This is a genomic window from Pseudomonas sp. SLBN-26, from assembly GCF_006715895.1.
GTDB lineage: Bacteria > Pseudomonadota > Gammaproteobacteria > Pseudomonadales > Pseudomonadaceae > Metapseudomonas > Metapseudomonas otitidis.
In genome coordinates this window covers 3,811,992-3,835,581 of record NZ_VFOB01000001.1, presented here as the reverse complement: position 1 = coordinate 3,835,581, position 23,590 = coordinate 3,811,992, and the positions used below count along the sequence as shown (strand labels likewise).

At 67.8% G+C, this 23,590-nt stretch carries 20 protein-coding genes; 1 reads left to right on the top strand and 19 read right to left on the bottom strand.

Annotated features, from left to right (window positions below; translation table 11 throughout):
• Positions 1 to 20: 20 nt before the first annotated feature.
• The 17 genes from FBY21_RS17730 to tssA form a co-directional block, all read right to left on the bottom strand.
• Positions 21 to 992: a serine/threonine-protein kinase gene (locus FBY21_RS17730; RefSeq protein ID WP_142012640.1), complete on the bottom strand. Its 972-nt coding sequence runs from the start codon at positions 990 to 992 to the stop codon at positions 21 to 23.
• Entirely contained in the window at positions 989 to 1,714 is a 726-nt protein-coding gene (locus FBY21_RS17725) for a PP2C family protein-serine/threonine phosphatase (RefSeq protein ID WP_253543913.1), read from the bottom strand. Before FBY21_RS17725 ends, FBY21_RS17730 begins: the two co-directional genes overlap by 4 nt.
• On the bottom strand, positions 1,711 to 5,226 hold the full coding sequence (gene tssM / locus FBY21_RS17720) for a type VI secretion system membrane subunit TssM (RefSeq protein ID WP_142012636.1): 3,516 nt from the start codon (positions 5,224 to 5,226) through the stop codon (positions 1,711 to 1,713). Before tssM ends, FBY21_RS17725 begins: the two co-directional genes overlap by 4 nt.
• A 15-nt stretch (positions 5,227 to 5,241) precedes the next feature.
• A complete protein-coding gene (icmH, locus tag FBY21_RS17715) occupies positions 5,242 to 6,111 on the bottom strand; it encodes a type IVB secretion system protein IcmH/DotU (protein WP_044411949.1) in 870 nt (289 codons plus the stop codon).
• Between the two features lie 4 nt (positions 6,112 to 6,115).
• On the bottom strand, positions 6,116 to 7,447 hold the full coding sequence (tssK, locus tag FBY21_RS17710) for a type VI secretion system baseplate subunit TssK (protein WP_107329649.1): 1,332 nt from the start codon (positions 7,445 to 7,447) through the stop codon (positions 6,116 to 6,118).
• 1 nt (position 7,448) lies between these two features.
• Positions 7,449 to 7,934 (bottom strand): type VI secretion system lipoprotein TssJ, encoded by a 486-nt coding sequence (gene tssJ / locus FBY21_RS17705; RefSeq protein ID WP_044411955.1) that lies wholly within the window; start codon positions 7,932 to 7,934, stop codon positions 7,449 to 7,451.
• Between the two features lie 5 nt (positions 7,935 to 7,939).
• Positions 7,940 to 9,127 carry a type VI secretion system-associated FHA domain protein TagH gene (tagH, locus tag FBY21_RS17700; protein ID WP_142012634.1) on the bottom strand — a complete coding sequence of 396 codons (1,188 nt, stop codon included), beginning with the start codon at positions 9,125 to 9,127 and terminating at the stop codon, positions 7,940 to 7,942.
• A 20-nt stretch (positions 9,128 to 9,147) separates the two neighbouring features.
• Positions 9,148 to 9,285 carry a hypothetical protein gene (locus tag FBY21_RS17695; protein WP_044411960.1) on the bottom strand — a complete coding sequence of 46 codons (138 nt, stop codon included), beginning with the start codon at positions 9,283 to 9,285 and terminating at the stop codon, positions 9,148 to 9,150.
• A gap of 56 nt (positions 9,286 to 9,341) precedes the next feature.
• A complete protein-coding gene (locus FBY21_RS17690; protein ID WP_142012632.1) occupies positions 9,342 to 10,853 on the bottom strand; it encodes a sigma-54 interaction domain-containing protein in 1,512 nt (503 codons plus the stop codon).
• A gap of 10 nt (positions 10,854 to 10,863) precedes the next feature.
• The gene (tssH, locus tag FBY21_RS17685) at positions 10,864 to 13,458 is read right to left on the bottom strand and encodes a type VI secretion system ATPase TssH (RefSeq protein WP_142012630.1); all 2,595 of its coding nucleotides are present in this window, start codon (positions 13,456 to 13,458) and stop codon (positions 10,864 to 10,866) included.
• Positions 13,459 to 13,472: 14 nt separating this feature from the next.
• Positions 13,473 to 14,489, bottom strand: a complete 1,017-nt coding sequence (gene tssG, locus FBY21_RS17680; protein WP_142012627.1) for a type VI secretion system baseplate subunit TssG — start codon at positions 14,487 to 14,489, stop codon at positions 13,473 to 13,475.
• Positions 14,453 to 16,240, bottom strand: a complete 1,788-nt coding sequence (gene tssF, locus FBY21_RS17675; RefSeq protein WP_142012624.1) for a type VI secretion system baseplate subunit TssF — start codon at positions 16,238 to 16,240, stop codon at positions 14,453 to 14,455. The genes tssG and tssF overlap by 37 nt, the downstream gene beginning before the upstream one ends.
• A 62-nt stretch (positions 16,241 to 16,302) precedes the next feature.
• Positions 16,303 to 16,575, bottom strand: coding sequence for a PAAR domain-containing protein (locus FBY21_RS17670; protein WP_044412074.1), 273 nt, complete (start codon positions 16,573 to 16,575; stop codon positions 16,303 to 16,305).
• Positions 16,576 to 16,586: 11 nt separating this feature from the next.
• Positions 16,587 to 16,994, bottom strand: a complete 408-nt coding sequence (gene tssE, locus FBY21_RS17665) for a type VI secretion system baseplate subunit TssE (RefSeq protein WP_107329749.1) — start codon at positions 16,992 to 16,994, stop codon at positions 16,587 to 16,589.
• Positions 16,995 to 17,004: 10 nt separating this feature from the next.
• Complete coding sequence (gene tssC / locus FBY21_RS17660) at positions 17,005 to 18,480, bottom strand: type VI secretion system contractile sheath large subunit (RefSeq protein ID WP_044411975.1); 1,476 nt, start codon at positions 18,478 to 18,480, stop codon at positions 17,005 to 17,007.
• 30 nt (positions 18,481 to 18,510) lie between these two features.
• Positions 18,511 to 19,011, bottom strand: coding sequence for a type VI secretion system contractile sheath small subunit (gene tssB / locus FBY21_RS17655; RefSeq protein WP_142012621.1), 501 nt, complete (start codon positions 19,009 to 19,011; stop codon positions 18,511 to 18,513).
• 32 nt (positions 19,012 to 19,043) lie between these two features.
• Positions 19,044 to 20,600, bottom strand: coding sequence for a type VI secretion system protein TssA (gene tssA / locus FBY21_RS17650; RefSeq protein WP_142012618.1), 1,557 nt, complete (start codon positions 20,598 to 20,600; stop codon positions 19,044 to 19,046).
• A gap of 457 nt (positions 20,601 to 21,057) precedes the next feature.
• Here tssA and FBY21_RS17645 point away from each other — a divergent pair, with 457 nt between their 5' ends.
• A complete protein-coding gene (locus FBY21_RS17645; RefSeq protein WP_044411986.1) occupies positions 21,058 to 21,576 on the top strand; it encodes an Hcp family type VI secretion system effector in 519 nt (172 codons plus the stop codon).
• A 53-nt stretch (positions 21,577 to 21,629) separates the two neighbouring features.
• On the opposite strand, the gene FBY21_RS17640 is transcribed toward FBY21_RS17645, so the two are convergent.
• On the bottom strand, positions 21,630 to 22,286 hold the full coding sequence (locus tag FBY21_RS17640; protein ID WP_142012615.1) for an endonuclease I family protein: 657 nt from the start codon (positions 22,284 to 22,286) through the stop codon (positions 21,630 to 21,632).
• 376 nt (positions 22,287 to 22,662) lie between these two features.
• Positions 22,663 to 23,562: a LysR family transcriptional regulator gene (locus FBY21_RS17635; RefSeq protein WP_044411992.1), complete on the bottom strand. Its 900-nt coding sequence runs from the start codon at positions 23,560 to 23,562 to the stop codon at positions 22,663 to 22,665.
• Between the last annotated feature and the right edge of the window lie 28 nt (positions 23,563 to 23,590).

The following is a 23,590-nucleotide window of genomic DNA, read 5'->3' as shown; positions in this document are numbered from 1 at the left end:
CCCGCCTTGGCGGGGCTTTTTCATATCCGCGCCAAGGGGCGCCTGATCCATTCCGGCAGCAACGGCCCCCGGCGCCGGAAGGCCGCCTCCAGCTCCTCCAGCCCAATGCAGCGCGCCGTGGCCGTCGGCGCCAGAGCGGCCCGCAAGGCGCGCCAGGCTCCCAGGGGCAAGACACCGGGTGCATCCAGTCGCCGGTGGCGGTGCTGCTCCAGGGCCTGGCGGGCGTCCAGCCGGCCATAGGGGTGGTGCCCCGTCGCCAGTTCGTAGAGCACGCAGGCCAGTGCGTAAAGGTCACTGGCTGTGCTCGGCTTGTCGCCGTCGAGCAGTTCCAGGGCGGCGTAGCGGGGTGTCCAGGCGCCGATCCGTTCCCGTGCCAGGGTGGGCAGGCCGCCGTCGGCGTGGGCCAGGCCGAAGTCGAACAGCCGTGGCCCCGCGTCGGTGAGTATCACGTTGCTCGGCTTCAGGTCGCCGTGCACCACACCACAGTGGTGAGCGTGGGCGACGGCACCGAGCAGCGGCACGGCGATCTCCCGCAGTTCCAGCCAGGGCAGCCCGGTCGGACGGTCACAGAGCAGGTGATCCAGGGGCAGCCCTTTGAGCAGCTCCTGGGTGATGAAGGCACGCCGGCAGGCGGTGTCCACCTCGAAGGCGTGCAAGCGGACGATGGCCGGATGACGCAGGCGTACCGCCAGGGCGTACTCGCTGTAGAGCAGCGCGCTGGCATCGGGGATGGTGGCGAACTCCTCGTTCAGCAGCTTCACCGCCACCCAGGGCGACGGTTCGCCGAACTGTTCCCACAGCAGGTCCCGTGCCCGGTACACCGAGCCCATGCCGCCGATGCCCAGCAGGCGCTCCAGGCGGTAGCGTCCGTTGAGCACGGTCGGCAGTTCGCCGAGGTCGGCCGCCGGCGCGCTGTTGGCACAGGCGAAGCCCTCGTGCGATGCCGGCGTGATGGCCGGGCGTGGCTTGCGGCGGCGTCTGGCTTTGCTCATCGGCGCGCCACCACGGCGGTGATGTTGTCCGGGGCCGCCCCCTGCAGGGCCTGCTCGAAGAGCTGCTCGAGGGTGGCGATGGGCGAGGCGAGGCTGAGGGCCTGGCTCAGGGCCACCTCGTCCAGCTCGCGGTACAGCCCGTCGCTGCAGAGCAGGAAGGTGTCGCCGGGGTGCAGCTCCAGCTCCAGCACATCCAGGGCGAAGGCACCGTCACCGCCCAGGGCACGGGTCAGGGCATGGGCGGACGGATGTCGACCGGCCTGCTCCGGGCTCATGCCCTGGTCCTCGATCAGCTCGCGCAGCAGCGAGTGGTCGCGGGTGAGCTGGTAAAGGCAGCCCCAGCGCCACAGGTAGCAGCGGCTGTCCCCGGCCCACACGCAGGCGGCGCGGCTGCCCTCCACCAGCAGGGCGGCCACCGTGCTGCCCATGATCCTCCGCTGGCCGTCGGTGACGGTGAGTTCGTCTGCCAGCCTGCGGTTCAGCCAGTGCAGGTGGCGGCGCAGGTGCTGCAAGCGGTTGGCGAAGTCCCCCGAGGCAGGCAGCTCGGCCAGGCTTTCCACCACCAGGCGGCTGGCGCGGTCACCGGCGTGGTGGCCGCCCATGCCGTCGGCCACCACCCACAGGCCCTGCCCCGGGCTGTCCAGGAAGGCGTCCTCGTTGCGCGCCCGCACCTTGCCAGGGTGGGTACGGGCGGCGCTGGTCCAGGCGGCGCCCGGCATCAGAGGCTCACCGGCAGGCGGAAGGCACGCAGCATGCCGAGGTCGAAGGGGTTCGGAGAACGCTGGCTCTGCACCAGGTAGTGAGCCCGCAGGCCGTCGACTTCCGCCTTGAGCATCAGCACGTCGCGGCCGCTGTGGTATTCGGCCTGCATCTGGTCGAAGAGGCGGAACAGCGACCAGGGGCCGGTGTTGCGCTCGACGCCGATGCGCCGCCCGCTGAGCTCCTCCAGCACCAGGCTGCTGCGCCCTTCCTCGGCTTCGGTTGGCCACTTGAAGGACATGGGCACGATGGGCCCATGGCGGTACTCCATCAGCCGGTCGCCGAAGCGGAACTCCGCACGGCTCAGGGCCGGGTCGATGGAGTAGGGCTCCAGGCGGAAGCGCACCTGCGGCTCGTTGGGGTTGTCGGCGAAGAAGCTCAGGCGGATGGCCTGGGCGTTGGCCATCTGGTCGAGGAAACCACGGGCGATGGGCAGGCTGCCGCCGTCCACCGAGCGCACGCGGTACTCGCCGGGCGTGCCGATCACGAAGGGCTTGAGGTAGGTATCGAAGAAGCGCTCCGCCAGGCCCTGGGTCTTGAAGAACTCGCGGAAGTCGCTCAGGGCGACATCACTGTGGCTGCGCGGGTTGAACGGGTAGCGCTTGTCCAGGGCCTTCAGGTAGAAGCCGTACAGCTCGCTCTGGTAGCGCTGGTTGAGGTACTGGTGGGCACCGCTGAGGATCAGGTGCCAGCTTTCCCCCGCCATCATCGCCAGCCAGCCGCCGATCGGCTGGGGCAGCCGCGAGGCGCTGCTGCGCAGGTTGGCCAGGGCGTCGCTCTGGCCGCCCATGCGGTTGCGCGCGAGGTCGAAGGCGGCCTGCTCCGGCTGGCTGGAGCGGGCCAGCGTGGCCAATTGCAGCTGCAGTTCGTTGAGCGCACGCATGACTGGGACCAGGTCGGCTGCGGCGCCGCCGTTGTCGTCCAGCAGCAGGTGCAGGGCTTCGAAGCGGCGCTCCATGGTTAGCCGCGCAGTGTCCGGCAGGTTGCTGGCCAGGGCATCCCGGGCTTTCTCCGCGACGGCGGCGACCTTGCCCAGGGCCCCATCGGCCTTGGCGCCTTCGGCGGGTGCCTCGGGGGTGGCGTCGGCGATGCCGGGCAGGCGGGTGTGCTCGCGCACCTCCACCAGCAATTGCAGCAGCGGCGAGTTGGCTGCGGTCAGCCCGGCCAGTTGCTCGGCACCCTGGTAGGTGTCCAGCAGGGGCTCCAGCTTCAGGCGGTTGATCGCCTCGCTCCAGTGGTTGGCGTAGTCGCGGAAGTACAGTTGCTGCAGCTCGACCATCAGGCGGCCGAGGTCCTGCATGCTGAGGTTGCCGCCTTCGCCCATCACCCAGTTGTCCCGCAGCAGCTCACGCACGGTGGGCAGGCCCTTGGCGGAGAAGAACTGCTGGTAGCCCTGGCGGGTGTAGAAGCCCGGGATGCGGTAGTCGGTGCCGGAGAACAGCGCGCCCTGTGGCCCCAGGCGCTGGGCGAAGCTGTACTCCGGCAGGCTGCGGGCCTGGTCGCGGAGTACGCGGTAGACCACGGCGGCCAGGGATTCGCTGCGCAGGCGCTGGCGGGCCTGGGCCACCAGGGGCTCGTTCAGCGGGTGGACGAAGGGGCGCGCCAGCAGGCGGTCGAGGTGCTCGGTCAGCGCGGCCTGGGTTGCGGCATCGCCGCCGTAGCGCAGCGACCATTCGGCCTGCAGCTGGCTCTTGAGGAAGGCCGCGTCGCGCCGTTCCGGCAGGTTCAGCATGAGGTAGGCGCGCAGGCTGGCCAGCAGGCGCTCGCGGTTGCCCAGGCTGGCGCGTACCTGGCCCTCCAGGCTGGTGGCGATGCGCGGCAGCAACTGCTGCTCCAGGGCGCGGCCGTAGGCGTCGTCGAGCACGGGCTGGCTGCGTCCGCCCTGGTAGAGGCCGTTGTGCTCCAGCAGCGAACGCTCGGCGGCGCTGGGGAATACGCGGGTGGCGGCGAAGCTGTGGTCCAGCAGCGTGAGGGCGGCGCGGGCGTCTTCGCGAGGGTCGAGCAGGGCCTGTTGGGTCTCGATCACCCGACCATGGTCGCGCACGGCCTCCAGGCGCTGGTGGTTGCTGCTGAAGCCCGCCGCCCAGGCCAGGCCGAACAGCGCCACGCAGCCGAACGCGCCGGCGTAGAGCCCGCGCTGGCCCCAGTCGATGCGGCGCTTTTCGCGTGGATCGAGCCCGGCCAGGTCGGCCTCCGGGAAGATCACCTGGCTGAACAGCTGGTGGATGAAGCGCGCACGCCCCCCGCGCAGGGTGGGCAGGGCACTGCTGCGCAGGCCCAGGTTGGCGCCGACCCGGGCGGTGCTTTCGTCCAGCTCCTGGAGCAGGTGCGGCGCGCTGGTGAAGTAGAAACCGCGCAGCAGGCTGGCGCGCTGGTAGCGGTTGCCGGTGAAGGCCATGTCGATGAACACGCACAGCGGTTCGCCGATCCGCCCGAGCTGGGTGGGGAAGTCGAGGATGCGCCCCCGCCGGCCGGTGTCCCGCTCCTGGTGCATGCGGGTGATGACCTGGCTGGTGAGGCGCCGCAGCAGGGCTTCGAACTCCTGGCGCACCACCTGGCCGCTGGTGCCGTTCTGCCCCTCGCGGAAGGTGGCGCCGAGGATCTGGTCGCTCTCCTCGCGGGACAGGTGGTCGAAGAACTCGTCGAAGCCGGGCAGGGTATCGGCCTTACCGAGGACCAGGTAGACGGGCACTTCCGCATGCAGGCGCTGGTGGATCTCCTGCAGGCGCTTGCGGACCTGCCGCGCCAGGGCGTCCAGGGCCTGCTCGTCGCCGCTCGCCAGCAGGTCGAGGGGCAGGTTGACGATCACGCCATTGAGCGGGCGGGTGCGACGGCGCTTGCGCAGCAGGGCCAGCAGGCTGTTCCAGGCGCCGCCGTCCACCTCCGGATCACCCTGGGTGAGGTAGCGCCCGGGGCTGTCGATCAGCACGCCCTGCTCGGCGAAGTACCACTCGCAATAGCGGGTGCCGTGGGTGTCGCGGGTGAGGGTGCGGTCGTTCTGGTTGAGCGGCAGGTCCAGCCCGGAGAAGTCCAGCAGGGTGGTCTTGCCGCTGCCCTGGGGGCCGAGCACCAGGTACCAGGGCAGGTCCCGGCGGCGCTGTTCGCCCTGGCCCTTGTACAGGCTGGAGCGCTGCACGGTGCGCAGTGCGTCCTTGAAGCGGGCGGCGAGTTCGCGCTGTTCCTCGCTGGCCTCCTCCTCACGGCGCAGTTGCTCCTGGCCGTCCTCGGTGGCCTGTTGCGCTTCGCGCTTGCGGGCACCTCGCCAGGTGCTGAAGACGATGAACAGCCCCCAGGCGAGGAACAGTACGGCGATGCTCAGCAGCCGGCTGCCGGCGTCTTCCCACGGCTTGTGGTCGGCGATGCCGAGCAAGGGGCCGGCGAACCACACCAGCAGGGCCAGCATCAGCACCAGCAGCAGGCTCCAGACCCAGGTCCGGCGCAGTACGGCGCCGAGCTTCTTGAAGAAATCTTTCATGACACGGTCCCTGTGTTACGGCGTGAGGTCCAGTGGGCCGGAGGCGGCCGGGAGGAAGGGCTGCAGCACGGCTTCGCGCTGATCGTCGAGCACCCAGGCGAAGCCGGCGTAGATGGCCAGCAGGCAGGCCAGGGTGAGGGCTGCCACCAGCCAGGCCGGGACGCTGCGTACCAGGCCGCGCCCGGGCTCCTGCAGGCCCTGCCATTGGGGCGACAGCTCGCGGGGCACGTCGCCGCGCAGGTGGCGGATCTGCCGGTAGAGGCTGTCGCGGATGGCCTCCAGTTCGAGCATGCCGCGGGCCGCCACCCGGTACTTGCCCTCGAAGCCCAGGGCCAGGCAGAGGTACATCAGCTCCAGCATGGCCAGGTGCTTGACCGGGTTGCGGGTCAGGCGGTCCAGCAACTGGAAGAACTTCTCGCCGCCGAAGGTTTCGTTGTGGAACTGGCTGAGCAGGCTCATCTGTGCCCAGGTGCTCTGGTCGCCCCAGGCAGTGGTGACCACGGCTTCATCCAGCACGGTGCAGAGCACGTAGCGGGCGGCCATCACATCGCCGTTCTCCAGGCCTTCCTGCAGGGCGTGCTGCTCGAACTGGCGGACGCCGTCGGCCAGCGCCTGGTTGAGGACGGCGAGGTCCTCCCCCTGCTGGCTGTGCTTGAGCCGCACGATCTCCGACAGCAGGCTGGCGGCGGCGGAGACCAGCGGGTTGAGGCTGATGTTGAAGGCCTCGGCCGGTCGCAGCCGGGCGGCATGCACCATGCGGCTTTCCAGCTGTTCGAGGCGCGGGGCGTCGGCCAGGTCGGTGAGGGGGCCGCGATGGGGGGCGTCGCTGCGGCGGTCGAGCAGGACGGTGCGGTCGTCCTGTGGATAGTCCATTTCCTTGTGCATGCGCTCAGTTCCTGATGGCCCAGAACTTCAGGTCCAACCCGGCGAATTCGCCGGATACGTGGAAGGCGAAGCCGCCGGAACGCTCCAGTTGGCTGCGCTCCTCCGCGGTGATTTCCAGGACGAAGTAGGTCTTGTTGGCGTGGAAGGGGATCTGCCGGGGCGCCACGGGCAGCGGGCGCACGCGGATGCCGGGCAGGTGCAGGTTGACCAGTTGGCGGATCTGCTCCACCGCGCCGGCCTTGAGGTGCGAGGGCAGGTTCTGGCGCAGTTCCTCGGGCTCGCACTGCGCGCTGGCGGCGAGCACGAAGGAGGAGGTGGAGAGCAGCGTGTGGTCCTTCAGCGGCGACACGAGGATGCCGTACTGGCGCTGCTGCAGGGCCAGTTCGATGGCGTGCTGCTCCAGCACCATGGACAGCGCCTGGCGCAGGGCATCCATCAGGGCGCGGAAGCTGGCGCCCTGGTCGTTGTGCTGGTAGCGGCTGTCGAGGCGGGCACGCTTGCTGTCGCTGGAGAAGGTGGTGATCTCGCCCAGCATGGCCAGCAGGGTGCGGTACAGCTCCTCCGGGTGCACGTGCTCCTGGTCGAGGTAGTGTCGGAGCAGCAGGTCGGTGCGGTTGATCAGCTGCAGCATCATGAAGTCACCGACCTCGGCACCGGCCACCTGGCCGTTGGAGCGGATGCGCTCGGCGAGGGTGTCGCCCCGGTGGCCGAGCATGCCGATGACTTCCTTCAGGCAGGACAGCAGGTAGGCGGAACCGGCCAGGTGCAGGTGGCTGGGGATGAAGGCCGGGTCCAGGGTGATGCGCCCTTCCGGGGAGGTGTCGAGCACGTCGCAGAGCTTCAGCCGTACGTAGGCCTCGTCGTTGCGCTGCTCGCCGAGGAGCAGGCGGAAGTCGGGGCGGGCGCAGGTGATCTGGGTGCTGGAGTCCTCGCCGGCATTGGAGTCGGCCACGTCGAGGTCATGGCCGGTGTAGCGCGCCAGCACGTCGGCCTGGTCGCTGCGGCGGGCCTCGATGTGGTTGCCGGTGACCAGGGGCAGGGCCAGGTACACCGGGGTCTGGTTGGTGTTGGGCGGGATGTCCAGTGCCAGCGGTTCGCTGCGGCTGCGCAGGTCGAACAGGCTGCCGTCGGGCATCACGCCGGCGGCCTGGCTCAGCACCAGCTTGCCGGTGGCGAGGAACTGCGGGTCGATCTCCAGGTGGAAGAAGCCCCAGCAGTAGCGGCTGAGCAGGCGTGTGCGCTGGCGGATCTGGTTGTCGTGGTAGCGGTCGTTCTGCTGGAAATGCTGGGGGCGCAGGAGCATGCCTTCGCGCCAGATGACCTTGTGGGTGTGCATGTCAGCGCACCTCGCGGTTGGGCAGGTCGTGGGGTTCGAACAGGCCGCTGCGCTCCAGGTGCAGGGTGATCCGGGTGCGCTCCTGGGGCGGCACGGCGATCACATAGCGCCAGCGGGTCTCGGGCAGGTCGCGGTAGGCCGCGAGCAGGGCTACGTAGCGGCTGTCCTTGTCGATGCTGAGCTTCAGTTCGCGGCGCTCGCCGGGGCGGATCTCCAGCTCTTCGCTGGCCACCATGTCGAGGGCGAGGGTTTCCCGGGCGCGTTCGTAGAGGCTGAAGAAGTCGGCATTCTCGAAGGCCACCGGATGCTTGAGTTCCAGCAGGCGTAGCACCACGGGGGAGGGGCGGCCGTCGAGATCGGGGTTCAACTGGTCGCTGGCCTGCAGGTCGAGGTCCAGCTTGGTCAGCTCGGAGTAGGGCGACAGGGCCGAGCAGGCGCTGAGAAGCGCCAGCACGGCCAGGAGGGTGAAGGACTTGAAGCGGGGCATGGCGATCATTCCCTTGGGGTGCCGTGAAGGGTGGCGATGAGGCGGACCTGTTCCTCGTAGGCCTGCGCGAAATCGCGGGCCAGCAGGCGTTCGGTCCAGTCGTCGTCGTGGCGCAGGCGCTGGTGGTAACGCTGGTAGGCGCGCCAGCGGCCGCCGGCTCCGCTCAGCCGCGAGAGGCGTCCGTCGCGCTCCAGACGCAGGGCCAGCGGCTCGGGCGCGAAGTGGTCGAGGGTGGCGCGGACGGCGGCGCGGCTGGCGCTGAGCAGCGCCACCTGGTGGGCCTGCAGGTCGCGGAAGGCCCGTGCCACCGCCAGCCGTGCGGTGGGCGCGCCGGTCTGTACGGGGGCGAGCAGGGCGCCGAGGCTGTCGCGGCCGTCGAGGGGCGTGCGCAGGGGGCCGAGGTCGGTGTTCTGCACCGAGGTGAGGGGCAGGCGCAGTTCGTTCTTGATCTCCGCACGGGTCCTCAGGCTCTGCTGCAGGCCCTGGACGCACTGGCGTAGCAGGTGGGCGGCTTCCAGGGCAAGGGCTTCGCGCTCGGCCGCATCGAGCCGGGCGAGGTCGACACCCAGGGCGTCACCCAGGCGCTCCCAGAAGCTGGCCGGCACCTTGGCGGCAGCAACGGGCGCTGCAGACGGCTCGGTTGGGGGCACCAGCTCCGGCAGGGGCAGGCTGTCCCGCTCGATGGGTGCGTGGTCGTGGGGCTGGCGCAGGGGTTCGGCAGGGGCCTGGAGCAGCCCGTGGAGGTCGTCCCGATCGGCTTCTTCTTCCTGGTCGAGGCTCGCCAGGGGGTCGAGCTCGAGGAAGGAGTCGTCGGGGATGATGCTGCCGGCCGGGGTCGGCCGCCCGATGTCCTCCAGCGGTATGTCCTGGGTGGCCACCAGGCGGGCCTGGATGTCGAAGCTGCCCATGCAGAACACCGTGCCGTTCTCGATGGGGTGGGCCTCGCCCTTGGGCAGGTGAGCGCCCGAGTCCTTGAGACGGATGCCGTTGCTGCTGGTGTCGGTAAGGAAGTAGCGCCCGTCGCGGTAGCTCACGCGGGCGTGTCGGTTGGACAGGTGGCGCTGCTGGTCGGGGATCACCCAGTCGCAATCTTCGGCACGGCCGAGGCTGCCGCCTGCGCGGAGGAAGCGTCGGCGACCGGAGGTGGTCGGGACGAACTGCTGGGCACCAACGATTTCTAGAACCAGTTCCATGGCGTGTCGCTCCCTGGCGGTCAGTTGCCGCGGTTGAGGATCTGCGGGGTGCCGAGCGGGCGGTAGTCGCCGTCGTCGAACTTGTAGTTGCCGCTGCAGCCGGCCAGGGCGATGCACAGCGCCAGGCCTGCGAGGGCACGTAGGGTGCGGGGGAACATCGGGCATCCTCCTTTGGAAGTCGGGGGTGAGTGGGGTAGGGGCATGGCCGGGCGCTTCAGAGATCCGCCGTGCCGATGCCGAGGCGGTCCATGCGGTACAGCAGGGTGCGGCGGGGCAGGCCCAGCTCGCGGGCTGCCTGTGCACGGTTGCCGTCGTGGCGGCGCAGGGCGTCGATCAGTTGGCCGCGCTCGTAGTGATCGAGGCGCTCACGCAGGCTCAGGGGCTGCCCGCTGGGCAGGGGCGTGCCACGCAGGCTGAAGTGGGACGGCAGCAGCTCGCCGTCGCAGAGCAGCACGGCACGCTCCACCAGGGCCTTCAGCTCGCGCACGTTGCCTGGGAAGGGGTGCCGGGCCAGTCGCTCCAGCGCCTCCTCCGACCACAGGCAGGGCGAGCGCTGGAGAAAACGGCAGGCCTGGTTGGCGAAGTGGCGGGCGAGGTGGGGGATGTCTTCGCCCCGCTGGCGCAGCGGCGGCAGTTCGATGGGGAACTGGCACAGCCGGTAGAACAGGTCTTCGCGGAACTCGCCGGCGGCGATCATGGCCTGCAGGTCACGGTGGGTGGCGGCGATGATGCGCACGTCGATCCGGTGCGGGTGGGGCGTGCCCAGCGGGCGGACTTCGCCTTCCTGCAGTACCCGCAGCAGCTTGGCCTGGAGCGCCAGGGGCATGTCGCCGATCTCGTCGAGGAACAGCGTGCCGCCGTTCGCCGCATCCAGCAGCCCTTCGCGGTCCGCGTCGGCGCCGGTGAAGGCGCCCTTGCGGTAGCCGAACAGTTCGCTTTCCAGCAACTGCTCCGGCAGGGCCGAGCAGTTCTGCACGATGAAGGGGGCTTCCCGCCTTGGGCCGTGGTCGTGGATCGCGCGGGCCACCAGCTCCTTGCCGGTGCCGGTCTCGCCGTGGATGAGCACGGTGTAGGGGCTGTGCAGGACCTTGCCGATCAGGCGGTAGGTCTGGCGCATCACCTTGCTCTCGCCGATCAGGCCGAAACCGCGCGCGCAGGGGCGGGGCGTCGTGCTGCGAGAGCTGTCGCCACGGGCGGCGGGCTGCAACCGCTGGAACAGGTCGAGCTGGGCCAGCATGAGACGGCCCATGCGCTCCAGCGAGCCGGTAAAGGCCGCCAGCTCGCGGGCCTGGCGGGTGGCGCAGAGCAGCAGACCGCGAATGGCGCCCTGGTGCGCCCGCAGGGGCAGGCACAGCAGCGCCCGCCAGGGGCCGCCTTCCTCGGGGAGGAAGCTGGTGTCGTGCAGGCCCGGGTTGAGTTCGGCCAGGGCGAGGGGCTGGCCCTGGCACAGGCTGTACTGCAGCAGCTGCTGGTCGCGGTAGTCGGCGGGCAGGGTGGCGCGGTCCCGGGGCTGGAGGCGGGGTTCGAGGTATTCCGCCGTCAGCCCCAGATGCGTACGCGCCGCGTCCAGCAGGTAGAGCTGCGCCAGTTCGCAGCCGCTCAGTTCGGCGGCGGCGCCGACGAAGCTGCCCAGCAGTTCGTCGCTGTCACTCAGCCCGACGAGCCGGTCGTACTGCCCGAGCAGGGTTTCGGCGTAGTCGAGCGGCTGCGGCATCTGCGCGAACATGCCCATCTCCTCAGCACAGCTCGCAGACGATGGCGCCGTGTTCGCCCAGGCGGGCGTGGGCGCGGCTGACCGGGGTGCCGGTGGCCATGGCCGCGAGCAGCTGGTCGGCCACCTGGGGCAGCAGGCGGGACTCCACCACCTGGTCGATCAGCCGAGCGCCGCTCTCGGCCTGCTGGCAGAGGCTGGCGATGTGCGCGACCAGCTCCGGGCAGTGGCTGAATTCCAGCTGGCGACGCTGCAGGCGGGTGCCCAGGCGTTCGAGCTTGAGCCCCACCAGTTCTTCCAGCAGCGCACCGCTGATGGGGTAGTAGGGAACGACGCGCATGCGGGCCAGCAGCGCCGGCTTGAAGTGCCGCACGAGCTGCGGACGGATGGCCTCTTCCAGCGCCTCGGCCGTGGGCTGGTGGCCGTCGGCGCAAAGGCTGTCGATGCGCTCGCTGGCCAGGTTGGAGGTCATCAGGATGAGGGTGTTGCGGAAGTCGATCTCGCGCCCCTCGCCGTCGTTGGCGATGCCCTTGTCGAAGATCTGATAGAAGAGGTTCAGCACGTCGGGGTCGGCCTTTTCCACTTCATCCAGCAACACGACGGAGTAGGGCTTCTGGCGCACCGCCTCGGTGAGCATGCCGCCTTCGCCATAGCCGACGTAGCCGGGCGGGGAGCCGATCAGGCGCGAGACGGTGTGCTTCTCCTGGAACTCGGACATGTTGATGGTGGTGAGGAAGCGCTCGCCGCCATACAGCAGGTCGGCCAGCGCCAGGGCCGTCTCGGTCTTGCCCACACCGCTGGGGCCCACCAGGAGGAACACGCCCACCGGGGCGTCGTGCCGGTTCAGGCCGGCGGCGGTGGCACGCACGGCGCGGTCCAGTGCCTGCACGGCCTGGTCCTGGCCGCGGATGCGCTGGCGCAGGTCGTCGGCGAAGCTCAGCACCCGGGCGTTGTGTTCGCGGGCCAACTGGGCGAGGGGGATGCCCGTCCAGTGGCTGATCACCTCGGCCACCAGGCGTGGGCAGACTTCGAAGCTGACCAGCGACTCGGTGGCCTGCAGGTCCCGCAGGGCGCCGTGGGTGTCCTGCAACTGTGCTTCCAGCTCGGCCAGGCCCGGTGCTTCGGCGGGCACCGTTTCGTCGCCCTGGCGCAGCCGGGCGATGCGCTGGCGCAGGTCCAGCAACTGTTCGGCAAGGGTGCGCTGGCGGTCCCAGCGGGCCTCCAGGGCGTGCAGTTCGTCCTCGCGCTGGCGAAGGCGCGTGGCCAGGTCGTCGAGGGTCGCACCGTCCACCGGCAGTCCGGCGTCCAGGTCGCGGCGCAGGGCCTGGTGCTGGCGGGTGTCCTCGGCCTGTTCGCCGCGCAGGCGTTCGAGGGCCTCGGGCGCCGCCGCGAGGCTGATGCGCACCCGGGCGCAGGCGGTGTCGAGGACGTCCACGGCCTTGTCCGGCAGCTGGCGGCCGGCGAGGTAGCGGGCGGAGAGTTCGGCGGCGGCGACCACGGCGTCATCACGCAGGTAGATGCCGTGGCTGCGTTCGTACACCCGGGCGAGCCCGCGCAGGATGGTCACCGCTTCGGGCACGTTGGGCTCGTGGAGCTGTACGGGCTGGAAGCGTCGGGCCAGTGCAGGGTCCTTCTCGAAGTACTTCTTGTACTCGGCCCAGGTGGTGGCGGCGATGGTGCGCAGCTCACCCCGGGCCAGGGCCGGTTTGAGCAGGTTGGCTGCATCGGAGCTGCCCGCCTGGCCACCCGCACCGATGAGGGTGTGGGCTTCGTCGACGAACAGGATGATGGGCATCGGGGCGTTGCGGACCTCGTCGATGACGCCCTTCAGGCGCCGCTCGAATTCGCCCTTCACGCTGGCGCCGGCCTGTAGCAGGCCAAGGTCGAGGGACAGCAGCTCGACGTCCTTGAGGGCGTCTGGCACTTCGCCGTTGGCGATGCGGCCGGCCAGGCCCTCGACCACGGCGGTCTTGCCCACCCCGGCCTCGCCCACCACGATCGGGTTGTTCTTCCGGCGTCGGGCGAGGATGTCGATCATCTGGCGGATGGCGGAGTCCCGGCACAGCACCGGGTCCAGCTTTCCGTCCCGGGCCTGCTGGGTCAGGTTGTGGGTGAAGCGCTTGAGCAGCGATTCCCCTGTGGACGGGGCGTTGGCCGTGCCCGGCTCCGCCTGCTGCGCGCGGGCGAAGTCCCGCAGCCGTTCGGCGCTGATGCGGCCGAGCAGGGCGTGGTAGCGGGTGCCCGCGTGGCGCAGGGGATTCTGCAGCAGCGCCAGGAGCAGCGCGGCCTGGTCGATCAGGCTGCGCTGCAGTTCCAGGTTGGCTACCAGCAGGGCGTCCTGCAGCCACTGCACCAGTTCGGTGGCGAACACCGGGTTGCGCGAGGCGCTGTGCTCCGGGTTGGCCTGGAGTGCGGCGGCCAGTTCGGCTGCGTCCACCTCGCCGTCCTGCAGGGCGCGGTGGATCAGGCTGCCAGTGCGTTCCAGCATGGCCAGCAGGAGGTCTTCCACCAGGATGCGGCTGCCGCCCCGGGCGACGCAGCGCTCGGCGGCGATCTCCAGGTCACGGCGGGTGTCGGCGTCCAGGGCCTGGACGAGTTGTTGCAGGTCGATATTGATCATGGGCTCATCTGTCCTTAATGAGTGCGGCTGCGCAGCGAGACGATGCCGTCGGCACGTTCGCGGCCCAGCCAGCTGGTCCAGCCGAGGCGGCAGGGGTTGTCGGCGCCGACCCGCAGTTCGCGGATGGCGTCGTGGCGCAGTACCAGGCGGAGGTCGTAGTCCAGCGGGTCGCGCAGGGTGAAGCGCACCAGCGCGCAGAGGGGCTGGTAGCCGGTGCCGATAGGCAGGAATTCGTGGAAGCGTTCCCAGTCCAGCTGGCGGATGTGGATGCGGAACTTGCCGCCGCGATCGCGCACCCGCTCTCCCAGTACCAGGTCCTCGCCCAGTTGGCTGTTGGCCTGGCCCAGGCGGTTGAGCTGCTCCTGGAGGATGTCGACGCTGCGCTCGATGCATTGCTCGATGAACAGCTCGGCATGCTTGAAGTAGTAGCGCAGCACGGCCTCGATCAGTGCTGCCGAGTGGGCGCGCAGGCTGAGCAGCCCGAGGTAGGGCAGCAGGCGCTTCCAGTTCAGTTCCTCGGCGCTGCGCAGCTCCTCGCTGCCCAGGCCGATCAGGGCGAACAGCCGTTCGGAGAAGGCGTCCCGGGCACCACTCTGGAAGCTCGACCGATAGCGGTACTTGCGCCAGATCGGCAGCAGCAGCCGCTGCAGCCGGTGGTGGAACAGGTCGAGGAAATCCCGGGTGGGGTTTTCGTCGTCCCCTTCGCCCAGCACCTGCTCGGCATAAAAGGCAGGCAGCGGCGAGCCCGAGCCGGAGAGACGGACGAGGTTCAGGCAGATGCGCGCGCGCGTCTCGCCCCCTTCTTCGAAGAAGGTCAGACTGTGGATATCGGTGCCGGGGAAGCCCAGGCTCGGGTTGGCCTGGAATTCGATGCGCTCGTAGAGGCGTTCCTCGTCGATTGCCTCGTCCGTGCCGTCCGCCTGGTGCAGGTGCTCCATCGCCAGGAGTACGGCCTGGAACAACGCGTATTCCCGGATGCCCTGGCTCAGGCGGCTCAGAGCAAGGGCTGCTGGCCCATGCGTGGTGTCCATTGGTACACCTCTCCCTGTGTGCTGCGGACCCGTAGCTCGTGGTACGAGTTGAGGCTTGCGTAGAGTGCGAAGAATTCGTTGAGCACCGAGGCGAAGACGAAGAGGTCGCCGTCGCAGATGTAGCCTTCGGGGTCGATGCTCATCTCGGTGCGCAGGCCTCGGACCGGCAGGCCGCGGTGGAGCCTGTCCACATGCTGGTGGCGGATCGACTTGAGGCCGTTGAGCAGGCGCTTGCTGACCTTTTCCGCGTGCTGGTCGTAGTAGCGCGGCAGGTCGTAGGTTTCGAGGATCACCTTCAGCGCGCCGACGTTGGCGAGCGAGAGGTAGTTCAGCGACATGTTGCTGATCAGCTTCCAGAGGAACTCTCGGTTGATCGGCGGTGCGTAGCTGGCGGTCACGGCGGTGATGTTGCGGAAGGTGAGGAAGTCCGGTGCGCCCTCGCCGGGACGGCAGATATCACCCAGGCGCAGCCGGCGCGGCAGGTTCTGGTTGGTGCAGGTCAGCTCCACGGAGAGGGTTTCCTGTTCCTGGCTGCTGCGCGCACCGAAGCTGAGGTAGGTGTCCAGCCCGTCGTGCAGCAGGGAGTTGCGCTGTCGCACGCTGTAGTGCGGCCGGGGCATCGGCACGTCGAAGCTGGCGTCATGCTCGAAGGATTCGAACTGCACGTAGTCGCGATGACCGACCCCGCCGGGCAGCCAGCCGCTGACGGTATCGACGGAGAACACGCCGCAGTGCTGCGGGTCGTACTCGGCCGGGAGGATCAGGTATTCGTCCTGCTTGCCGTCGAGGCGGATGGGCAGGGCGTCGTGGCGGAACAGGTTGGCCACCGGGGTGCAGTAGAGCTTCAGGTTGTCCAGGGTCGGGCGTAGGCGCTGGATGCCGCTGCGACGGATGTCGAAACGCAGCTCCAGGCCCCTGGCCTGTTCCAGCTGCTCCTTGGGCAGGCCGCCGAGGCAGGCCAGGCCGGTGAGGTCGACGAAGAGGAACTTGTCCTGGAAGGCGAAGTACTCCTGCAGGTAGCGGTAGCCGCGGAAGGTGTTCAACGGGTAGGGGATGAGCGCCTCTTCCTCGGCGAAGCCCACGGGGCGAATGCTGGTGGATGGCAGGCGCAGGCCGATGGGCTGGCCGCGCTCGTCCTGCAGGGCGACGTTGTTTGCGTCCAGCGGCACCAGCTCGACGTTGTCGAGGTCGTGCACCAGCCCAAGGTAGAGCGTCTGGCTGATGTAGCGCTCGCCCGCCAGGTGCAGGCGCAGCCGGTCGAAGGGGACGTCGCCCAGGTGGCCGTCGCCGATCAGGGCCAGGCGCAGGCTGAGCAAGGCGCCATCCCCGGTGACGGAGTAGCTCAGGCCATCGGCCCGCAAGGGCAGGATCTCGGTGGGGAAGCAGGTCTTGAAGCGGCAGCGCACGTCATCCACCGGGTTGCTTTCCACGCAGGTCTCACGGGGCACCACCAAGGCCTCACCCGCGCCGTCATGCGGATCGAACTGCAGGATGCTGAACGCCGGCAGGGGGCGCATGTAGTTCGGCCACAGCAGGTGCATCAGCGAATGGGTCAGCTCGGGCAGTTCGTCGTCGAGCTTCTGCCGCAGCCGGCCAGTCAGGAACGCGAAGCCCTCCAGCAGGCGCTCCACGTCCGGATCCCGCCCCGCCTGGGCGAGAAATGGCGCCAAGGCCGGGCTGCGCTCGGCGAAGCGGCGCCCGAGCTGGCGCAGGGCGGTCAGCTCGCTTTGGTAGTAGTGGTTGAAGGACATGGAGGACTGTGTTCCCGGTGTTCCTGGGCGAAGACTGGCGAAAGGGCCAGGGCGCGTATGCGTCAGCCGATCAGTACGGTTCCCGAACCGCTGAGGACGACGTTGCCGTGACTGCCGATGCTTCCCACGGTGGCAGCGGGACGCCCATTGATCAGTACGGTGGCGGAAAGGTTGGCCGCCATGGCCCCGCCACAGGCCGACGGGTCGCCTTGGCGCGCGGCGGGCAGGCCGTCGAACAGCACGTCGGGTGACCCAACGGCGATCGGGTTGATCAGGTGGAACGGGATGGGGCATGCCGTCGGGTCGGACAGGCGTGCGGCGGGTTTGCCGGACATGGGGAATCTCCTTACTGGACCTTGACCTTGCCGCTGCCGTCGAGGTGGGCGGCGAAGCTGACCTGCCGCCGGGTGCCGTCGATGTTCAGCGTGCCTTCGATGGAGAAGGACAGGTTGAGTGGGTCGTGCCGACGCGGCAGTGCGATCACGCGGACGCCCTGCAGCCGCGGCTCGTAGGCCTCGATGAAGCGCTCGATGGCGGCACGGGCCTGGTTGAGGGCGTCGTGCAGGCTCATGCGCATGTCGTTGAGGTCGGGCAACCCGTAGTCGGGCAGCGTTTGCACGCTGCCCGCCCGGGTGCTGAGCATCTTGGCCAGGTGGTCGGCCACGGATGACATGACGGCGACTTCGCGGCTCAGCCCTACGCGTTCGCGTGCCTTGCCGCCCAGTCGTTCGAACAGGCTGCCGTAACCGTCCATCTGCCGGCCCTTATTCCTTGTCCAGCTTGCCGACCAGGGACAGGGTGAAATCCGCCCCCATGTACTTGAAGTGCGGCCGGATGCTCAGGCTCACGCGGTACCAGCCCGGTTCGCCTTCGACATCGGTGACCAGCACCTGGGCTCCGCGCAGCGGGCGGCGGCTACGGACTTCGGAGCTGGGGTTCTCCTGGTCGGCCACGTACTGGCGAATCCACTTGTTCAGCTCCAGCTCCAGGTCGGAGCGCTCCTTCCAGGAGCCGATCTGCTCGCGCTGCAGCACTTTCAGGTAGTGGGCCAGGCGGTTGACGATGAACAGGTAGGGCAGCTGGGTGCCGAGCTTGTAGTTCAGTTCGGCGGTGCGGCCTTCTTCGCTGATGCCGAAGAACTTCGGCTTCTGGGTGGAGTTGGCGGAGAAGAATGCGGCGTTGTCGCTGCCCTTGCGCATGGTCAGGGCGATGAAGCCTTCTTCGGCCAGCTCGTACTCGCGGCGGTCGGAGACCAGGACCTCGGTGGGGATCTTGGTTTCGATCTCGCCCATGCTCTCGAAGTGGTGCAGCGGCAGGTCCTCGACGGCGCCACCGCTCTGCGGGCCGATGATGTTCGGGCACCAGCGGAACTTGGCGAAGCTGTCGGTGAGGCGGCTGGCGAAGGTGTAGGCGGTGTTGCCCCAGAGATAATGCTCGTGGTCGTTGGCGACGTTCTCCCGGTAGACGAAGGTCTTCACCGGGTTCTCTTCCGGGTCGTAGGGGTTGCGCAGCAGGAAGCGCGGCAGGGTCAGGCCGACGTAGCGGGCGTCCTCCTGTTCGCGGAAGCTCTGCCACTTGGCGAACTGCGGGCCTTCGAAGTGGTCCTTCAGGTCCTTGAGGTCGGGCAGGCCGGTGAAGCTCTCGATGCCGAAGAACTTCGGTCCGGCGGCGGCGATGAAGGGCGCGTGGGACATGCAGGCGACGCTGGCGACGTATTGCATCGTCTTGATGTCGGGGGCGCTGGGGTTCATGTAGTAGTTGGCGATGATCGCGCCGACCGGCTGGCCACCGAACTGGCCGTATTCCGCGGTGTAGATGTGCTTGTAGAGGCCGGACTGGACCACCTCCGGGGAGTCCTCGAAGTCATCCAGCAGGTCCTGCTTGGAGACGTTGAGGATCTCGATCTTGATGTTCTCGCGGAAGTTGGTGCGGTCGATCAGCAGCTTGAGGCCGCGCCAGGAGGATTCCAGTGCCTGGAACTCCGGGTGGTGGAGGATCTCGTCCATCTGGCGGCTGAGCTTGGTGTCGATCTCCGCGATCATGCGGTCCACCAGGGCCTTCTTGACCGGCTCGCCCTGGTTCTGCGGCTTCAGCAGTTCTTCGATGAAGGCCGAGACGCCGCGCTTGGCGATGCCGTAGGCCTCGTCCTCCGGGGTCAGGCTGGTTTCGGCGATGATCCGGTCGAGGATCCCGTGTTCGGCGGCCTTCGCCGACTGTTCCTGTGCTGCGCTGATGCTCATGGTTCGCGTCCTTTCAATCTGTTCCTGTTGTTACTCGCCCTGGCTGGTACCGAGGCCCAGCTCACCCAGTACGCGGGTGCGGGACTCCTCGTCGGCCAGTACGCCTTCGATCGCCTTGCGGAAGGTGGGGGCGTTGCCCAGCGGGCCCTTGAGGGCGACCAGGGCGTCGCGCAGCTCCATCAGCTTCTTCAGCTCGGGCACCTGCTCGACCAGGTTGGCGGGGTTGAAGTCCTTCATGGAGTTGACCGACAGGCTGATGCCCAGCTCGTCGTCTTCCTTGTCCTCCTGGAGGCGGTTCGGCACGTTCAGCGTGAGGCTCAGCTCCTGCTTGGCGAGCACTTCGTCGAAGCTGTTCTTGTCGATGCCGATCGGTTTGCGGTCCTCGACCTTGCGGTCGTCCGCACGCTGGGTGAAGTCCCCCAGCACGAGCAGCTTGAGGGGCAGCTCGATTTCTTCCTGGGCGTTGCCCGTGGCGGGCTTGAAGGTGATGTTGATGCGTTCCTTGGGGGCGACCGAGCCTTCTTTGGCCATGACATGTCTCCTTTGCGTGGGGGCCCGAGGGCCTAGTCGAGTACCACCTCGAGATCGAGATGGCACAGCCTGCGATGAACCTCGTCCTTGCGTTCGCGCACGCTGTGGTTCTGTGGCAGCAGCTCGCAGCAGCTGTGCAGGAGGTTGAGCACCTGCAGGACGAGGTCGGGTTCCCAGGCGTGCAGGCCACTGTCCTGCAGGTCCTGGTCGAGGTTTTCGAGCTGGATGCGGGCCAGCTCGTATTTCTTGGCGTGGTAGCAGAGGCGGGCCATGGCCAGTTGCCAGAAGAAGCGCTGGCGGCCGCCATGGGCTGATTGCAGGCCCTGCTTGAGGTGCTGGGTGGCGGCCTTGAGGCCGTCCTTGCGCAGGATGGTCTGGGCTTCCTGCAGGGCCTGCTCCCAGGCAGGCGCATCGTGCCCGCTGGTGGGCGTCGGGGTGGCGTCGACGGTCTGCAGGTGGGGCAGGACGTGTGCGCTGATCCAGCTGCGGGCAGCCGGGTCGGCGAACGGGCTGCCATCGTGGAAGCGCAGTTCGACGATGCCGGGCAAGCGGTGCAGGAACAGCGCGCACTGCAGCTCGACTTCGAGCATGGCGGCCTCCGCTCCCAGGCCCTGGAGGCATTCCCAGGCCATGTGCTGGCCGTCCAGCCAGAAGGGCGCGCGGGCGATGCTGCCTTCCAGTTCGGCGAGCAGGTCGGCGTATTCGCCCTTGGCCAGCCGATCCCGGTAGTTCTCCAGCTTGTCCTTGGGCAGGTTGCGCAGGGGGGTGATCTGTTCGGCGTTGCGCTCCGGGAGGCTGTCGATCGCCAGCCAGAGCAGCGTGCGATTGAGGCGCAGGGCGCGGATGTCGGTGGTGTTCTGGCGCAACCACCAGGTGTTCAGGGGGCGGGCGGCGTCCTGCAGGGCGCGCAGGTTCTTCTGTGCGTCCCGCTCGCTCTCCACGGCGCTGGGGGAGGACAGCAACTGGCTGGCCACCTGCTTGACCTGGGCCACGGTGGCGCTGACCGCGTTGTTCTCCGGCTGGCCTTTGGCGGCCTGATTCACCCGTTCGTTGAGTCGGCGGCACAGGGGCAGGAGCAAGGGCGCATCGGCCTCCAGGCGCTGGCTCAGGCACTGGTCCAGGCGGGTGAGGGCGCTCGCCAGGTCGCGGAACAGGGGCAATTGCTCCTTGATCGGCACGGCTTCGTCGAACGAGGGCTCCAGGCGTGTGGTCAGCCAGGCCAATGCGGCGGCGCGGGTGCGCGACTTGCGCGGATGCAGGTCGTCCCAGTGTTCTTCACAAAGGTGCAGCAGCAGTGCCAGCCCGGCATGGAGGCCCTGGAAGGATTCGCACTGATAGAGCGCCCAGGTCAGCCAGGCGGCTGCGCGCAGGTCCTTCGACTGAGCACGGAGCAGCGTCTCGCTCTGCTCCCGGATCATCTGCCAGTCGATGGGGGCGCTGGTATGCAGGGAGGCAGCCTTGCCCAGCTCGTTTTCCAGAGCTTCGAATTCCGGCGAATAGCGGACGTCTTCACCCGCAAAGCTCTCCGCCGAGACGGGCTTGGCAGCCAGCTCCTGATAATGTGCGGTGAGTTTTCCGGAGTAGCTCATCCCTGCTGGGCTCCAATTGAAGGTGACTTCCTGTTGGGCAATTGAGCGTTGCTGGGTCCGAGTGCGTTAAGTGAGAACTCGGTCGTAGCCAATTGCCATCTTCAAGGGCGACCGATTATGGAGGGGAGGTTAAAAAGTGTGTTCGCCAATACCTGTAGGAAACAAAGACAGGTGTTGAGCGCGGCGTCTTTGCGAGCCTGTAGTTGCCTGTAAGGTCTTTTCTAGAGCGGTCTATTGGCTACTTTCAGTTGATTGAAAGTGCGCAAGAAGTTGCGCTTTGAATGCGTTGAAAATGGCCCGTCATGTTTGGATTTCTTGTTGGTTTATTGGGCGAGAGCTGCACTTTTATTTGCAACCTGTTGGTTTGAAAGAAGTTTCCAGAATTGGCATGTGCCTTGTTTGTAGTAAGGGGCCTGAAGTCATCAGGCCATTCATCAACCACGGCAAGGAGACTGCCATGCCAACTCCCGCGTACCTGTCCCTCGAAGGCACCAAACAAGGCCTCATCACCGCCGGCACCTTCACCGAAGATTCGGTCGGCAACATCTTCCAGGAAGGCCATGAGGACCAGATCCTGGTCCAGGCCTTCAACCACCAGGTGATCATTCCCCGTGATCCCCAGTCCGGCCAGCCCACCGGCCAGCGTGTCCACAAGCCGCTGATGATCACCAAGGTGTTCGACAAGTCCTCACCGCTGATCTTCAACGCCCTGACGTCCGGCGAGCGCCTGTCCAAGTGCCGCCTGGAGTGGTACCGCACCTCCTCCACCGGCACCCAGGAGCACTACTTCACCATCGAGCTGGAAGACGCGGTGATCGTCGATGTGCAGTCGCGCATGCCGAACTGCCAGGACCCGAACATGGCGCACTTCACCCACCTGGAAGACGTGTACTTCACCTACCGCAAGATCGTCTGGACCCACGAGGTCTCCGGCACGTCCGGCTCGGATGACTGGCGTACGCCGATCTCCGCCTGACCCTTCGGCCGGGGCTCCCCGGCCGAACTCCTTCCGCCCCGACCGGGGCGGACCTATTCCGGAATCAGTTTGTCCACCAGCGCCGGGTCATCGATGAAGCGATTGCGCGTGCCCTGCAGGGCGGCGATGCGGTCGTTGCGGGCGCGCTCGGCGGCGTCGGGCGGGTCCTGGCGGTGCCACTGCTTGAAGACCTGCACCTGGCCGACGATGGGCAGGCCGTACTCCACATGCATATAGAAGATGGCGCGGGCGACGTTGCCCTTGGCTTCGTCCCTCGGCTCCATCAGCTGGAAGCTGCTCTTCAGCGGGCAGTCATCGATGGTGCGCGCAGAGGCGGCGTCACCCACCACGCCGAACAGCGCGTTGCGTCGCGCCAGTTCCACCCGTGCCAGCTCGGGGTAGAGGTTGTGCAGGTCGGCCAGCATGTAGGGGTACTGCGGGTTCGCCTCGCGGCATTGGGCGTCGGTCACGCAGCGCAGGGCGCTCTTGATCTGCTTGATGGAGTAGACCGGGCTGGCCGCCAGCAGGCCGCTTTCGCCCTGGAAGGGCTTGCCGCAATAGAGGGTGGTGTCGGGGCCGGCGTAGAGCTGTTTCCAGAAGGCCTCGCGGATCGCGGTCTTGGGGTCTGGCAAGCGATTCTGGCCACCGGCAAAGAGTGGGCTGGAGACGGCAAGGGCTGCCAGGGAGAGGGCTATCGCAACGACGCGCATGGTGATGACCCAGGGTGACGCCCCTTGTAGGGCTTGTTGTTATTCGGGACTGGCGGAGTCTAGCAAGTGGGTTTTGCCAAGACAAAACCAAGCGATCGCTTGCTTGGGTTCGCAAATTGCCCCGTATGAATCGATTGAATGTGATGGAAGCACCATTTGTAGGGTCATGTAAGAGAATGCTTACAAGATCTGACGGCTATAGCTGCTATCGCCGCTTGGTGGGGCTCACTAATCTACACGCCATAGGACGCCGCGCAGGAAGCGCACTGAAAAACATGGATGCAGTGGATTCTCCGCCAGGACGGCGGTTGATCAGGGATGTCAGGGAAACAAGTCTGCAGAAACCCCGCTTCGGCGGGGTTTTTCTTTTGCGCGTTCAAACGCCTTCCCAGGGCGGCGCCGGGACTTTCTCCAGCAGGTTGTGCAGCAGTTCCAGGGTGGCCTGCTGGCGCTGGGCATCGCGGAATACCAGCCCCACCTTCAACGGCACGCGCGGTTCGCTCAGGGGCTTCCACAGCAGGTACTGGTTGGCGTGCATCTGCCGCGCCCGTCCGGGCAGCACGGTGGCCAGCTGGGTATGGGGCAGGCTGTCGAGGATGCCGGCCATCTGGTTCAGCTCCGCCTGCACGTTGGGCCGGCGGCCGATCAACGCCAGTTGTTCCTGCCAGATCTGCCGCACGCGGAACTCCTCGCCCAACAGCAGCATCGGCAGTTCCGCCGCCTGGCTCAGCGATACCTTCTTGAACTCCCGCAACGGATGCTCCGTGGGGATCACCAGTTGCAGCTCGTCTTCGTAGAGCAGCCGGCTGTGCAGGCCGGGCTGTCGCGGTGGCAGGAAGCCGATGCCGATGTCCAGGGTTCCCGTCAGCAGGCGCCGCTCGATGTCCAGCCCGGACAGCTCGTAGATCTGCACCACCAACTGCGGCTGGGCCTCCCGCAGCCGCTCCAGCAGCAGCGGTACCAGGCTGGCGTTGACCGTCTGCAGCACGCCGATGGCCAGGCTGCGCGGTGCCTGGCCGCGGAACCCGCGCAGCGCCTCGCGGGCGCGTTCCAGGCCATCCAGCAGCGGCAGCGCATGGCTGTACAGCGTGTGGGCGGCGAGGGTCGGCAGCAGGCGCTTGCCGCTGCGCTGGAACAGGCTCACGTCCAGCCCCTGTTCCAGTTGGCGGATCTGCTGGGAAAGCGCCGGCTGGGACAGGCTCAGGCGCTCGGCTGCCCGGCCCACATGGCCCTCTTCATAGAGCGCGACGAAGTAGCGAAGCTGGCGAAAATCCATAAGCCCTGGTTATCGATAAAGCTGGAAA

Bases quoted from the DNA above. Each gene is read 5' to 3' on its own strand.
- FBY21_RS17730 (WP_142012640.1), bottom strand. From the start codon at position 992: ATGAGCAAAGCCAGACGCCGCCGCAAGCCACGCCCGGCCATCACGCCG.
- tssM (WP_142012636.1), bottom strand. From the start codon at position 5,226: ATGAAAGATTTCTTCAAGAAGCTCGGCGCCGTACTGCGCCGGACCTGG.
- icmH (WP_044411949.1), bottom strand. From the start codon at position 6,111: ATGCACAAGGAAATGGACTATCCACAGGACGACCGCACCGTCCTGCTC.
- tssK (WP_107329649.1), bottom strand. From the start codon at position 7,447: ATGCACACCCACAAGGTCATCTGGCGCGAAGGCATGCTCCTGCGCCCC.
- tssJ (WP_044411955.1), bottom strand. From the start codon at position 7,934: ATGCCCCGCTTCAAGTCCTTCACCCTCCTGGCCGTGCTGGCGCTTCTC.
- tagH (WP_142012634.1), bottom strand. From the start codon at position 9,127: ATGGAACTGGTTCTAGAAATCGTTGGTGCCCAGCAGTTCGTCCCGACC.
- FBY21_RS17695 (WP_044411960.1), bottom strand. From the start codon at position 9,285: ATGTTCCCCCGCACCCTACGTGCCCTCGCAGGCCTGGCGCTGTGCATC.
- FBY21_RS17690 (WP_142012632.1), bottom strand. From the start codon at position 10,853: ATGTTCGCGCAGATGCCGCAGCCGCTCGACTACGCCGAAACCCTGCTC.
- tssH (WP_142012630.1), bottom strand. From the start codon at position 13,458: ATGATCAATATCGACCTGCAACAACTCGTCCAGGCCCTGGACGCCGAC.
- tssG (WP_142012627.1), bottom strand. From the start codon at position 14,489: ATGGACACCACGCATGGGCCAGCAGCCCTTGCTCTGAGCCGCCTGAGC.
- tssF (WP_142012624.1), bottom strand. From the start codon at position 16,240: ATGTCCTTCAACCACTACTACCAAAGCGAGCTGACCGCCCTGCGCCAG.
- FBY21_RS17670 (WP_044412074.1), bottom strand. From the start codon at position 16,575: ATGTCCGGCAAACCCGCCGCACGCCTGTCCGACCCGACGGCATGCCCC.
- tssE (WP_107329749.1), bottom strand. From the start codon at position 16,994: ATGGACGGTTACGGCAGCCTGTTCGAACGACTGGGCGGCAAGGCACGC.
- tssC (WP_044411975.1), bottom strand. From the start codon at position 18,480: ATGAGCATCAGCGCAGCACAGGAACAGTCGGCGAAGGCCGCCGAACAC.
- tssB (WP_142012621.1), bottom strand. From the start codon at position 19,011: ATGGCCAAAGAAGGCTCGGTCGCCCCCAAGGAACGCATCAACATCACC.
- tssA (WP_142012618.1), bottom strand. From the start codon at position 20,600: ATGAGCTACTCCGGAAAACTCACCGCACATTATCAGGAGCTGGCTGCC.
- FBY21_RS17645 (WP_044411986.1), top strand. From the start codon at position 21,058: ATGCCAACTCCCGCGTACCTGTCCCTCGAAGGCACCAAACAAGGCCTC.
- FBY21_RS17640 (WP_142012615.1), bottom strand. From the start codon at position 22,286: ATGCGCGTCGTTGCGATAGCCCTCTCCCTGGCAGCCCTTGCCGTCTCC.
- FBY21_RS17635 (WP_044411992.1), bottom strand. From the start codon at position 23,562: ATGGATTTTCGCCAGCTTCGCTACTTCGTCGCGCTCTATGAAGAGGGC.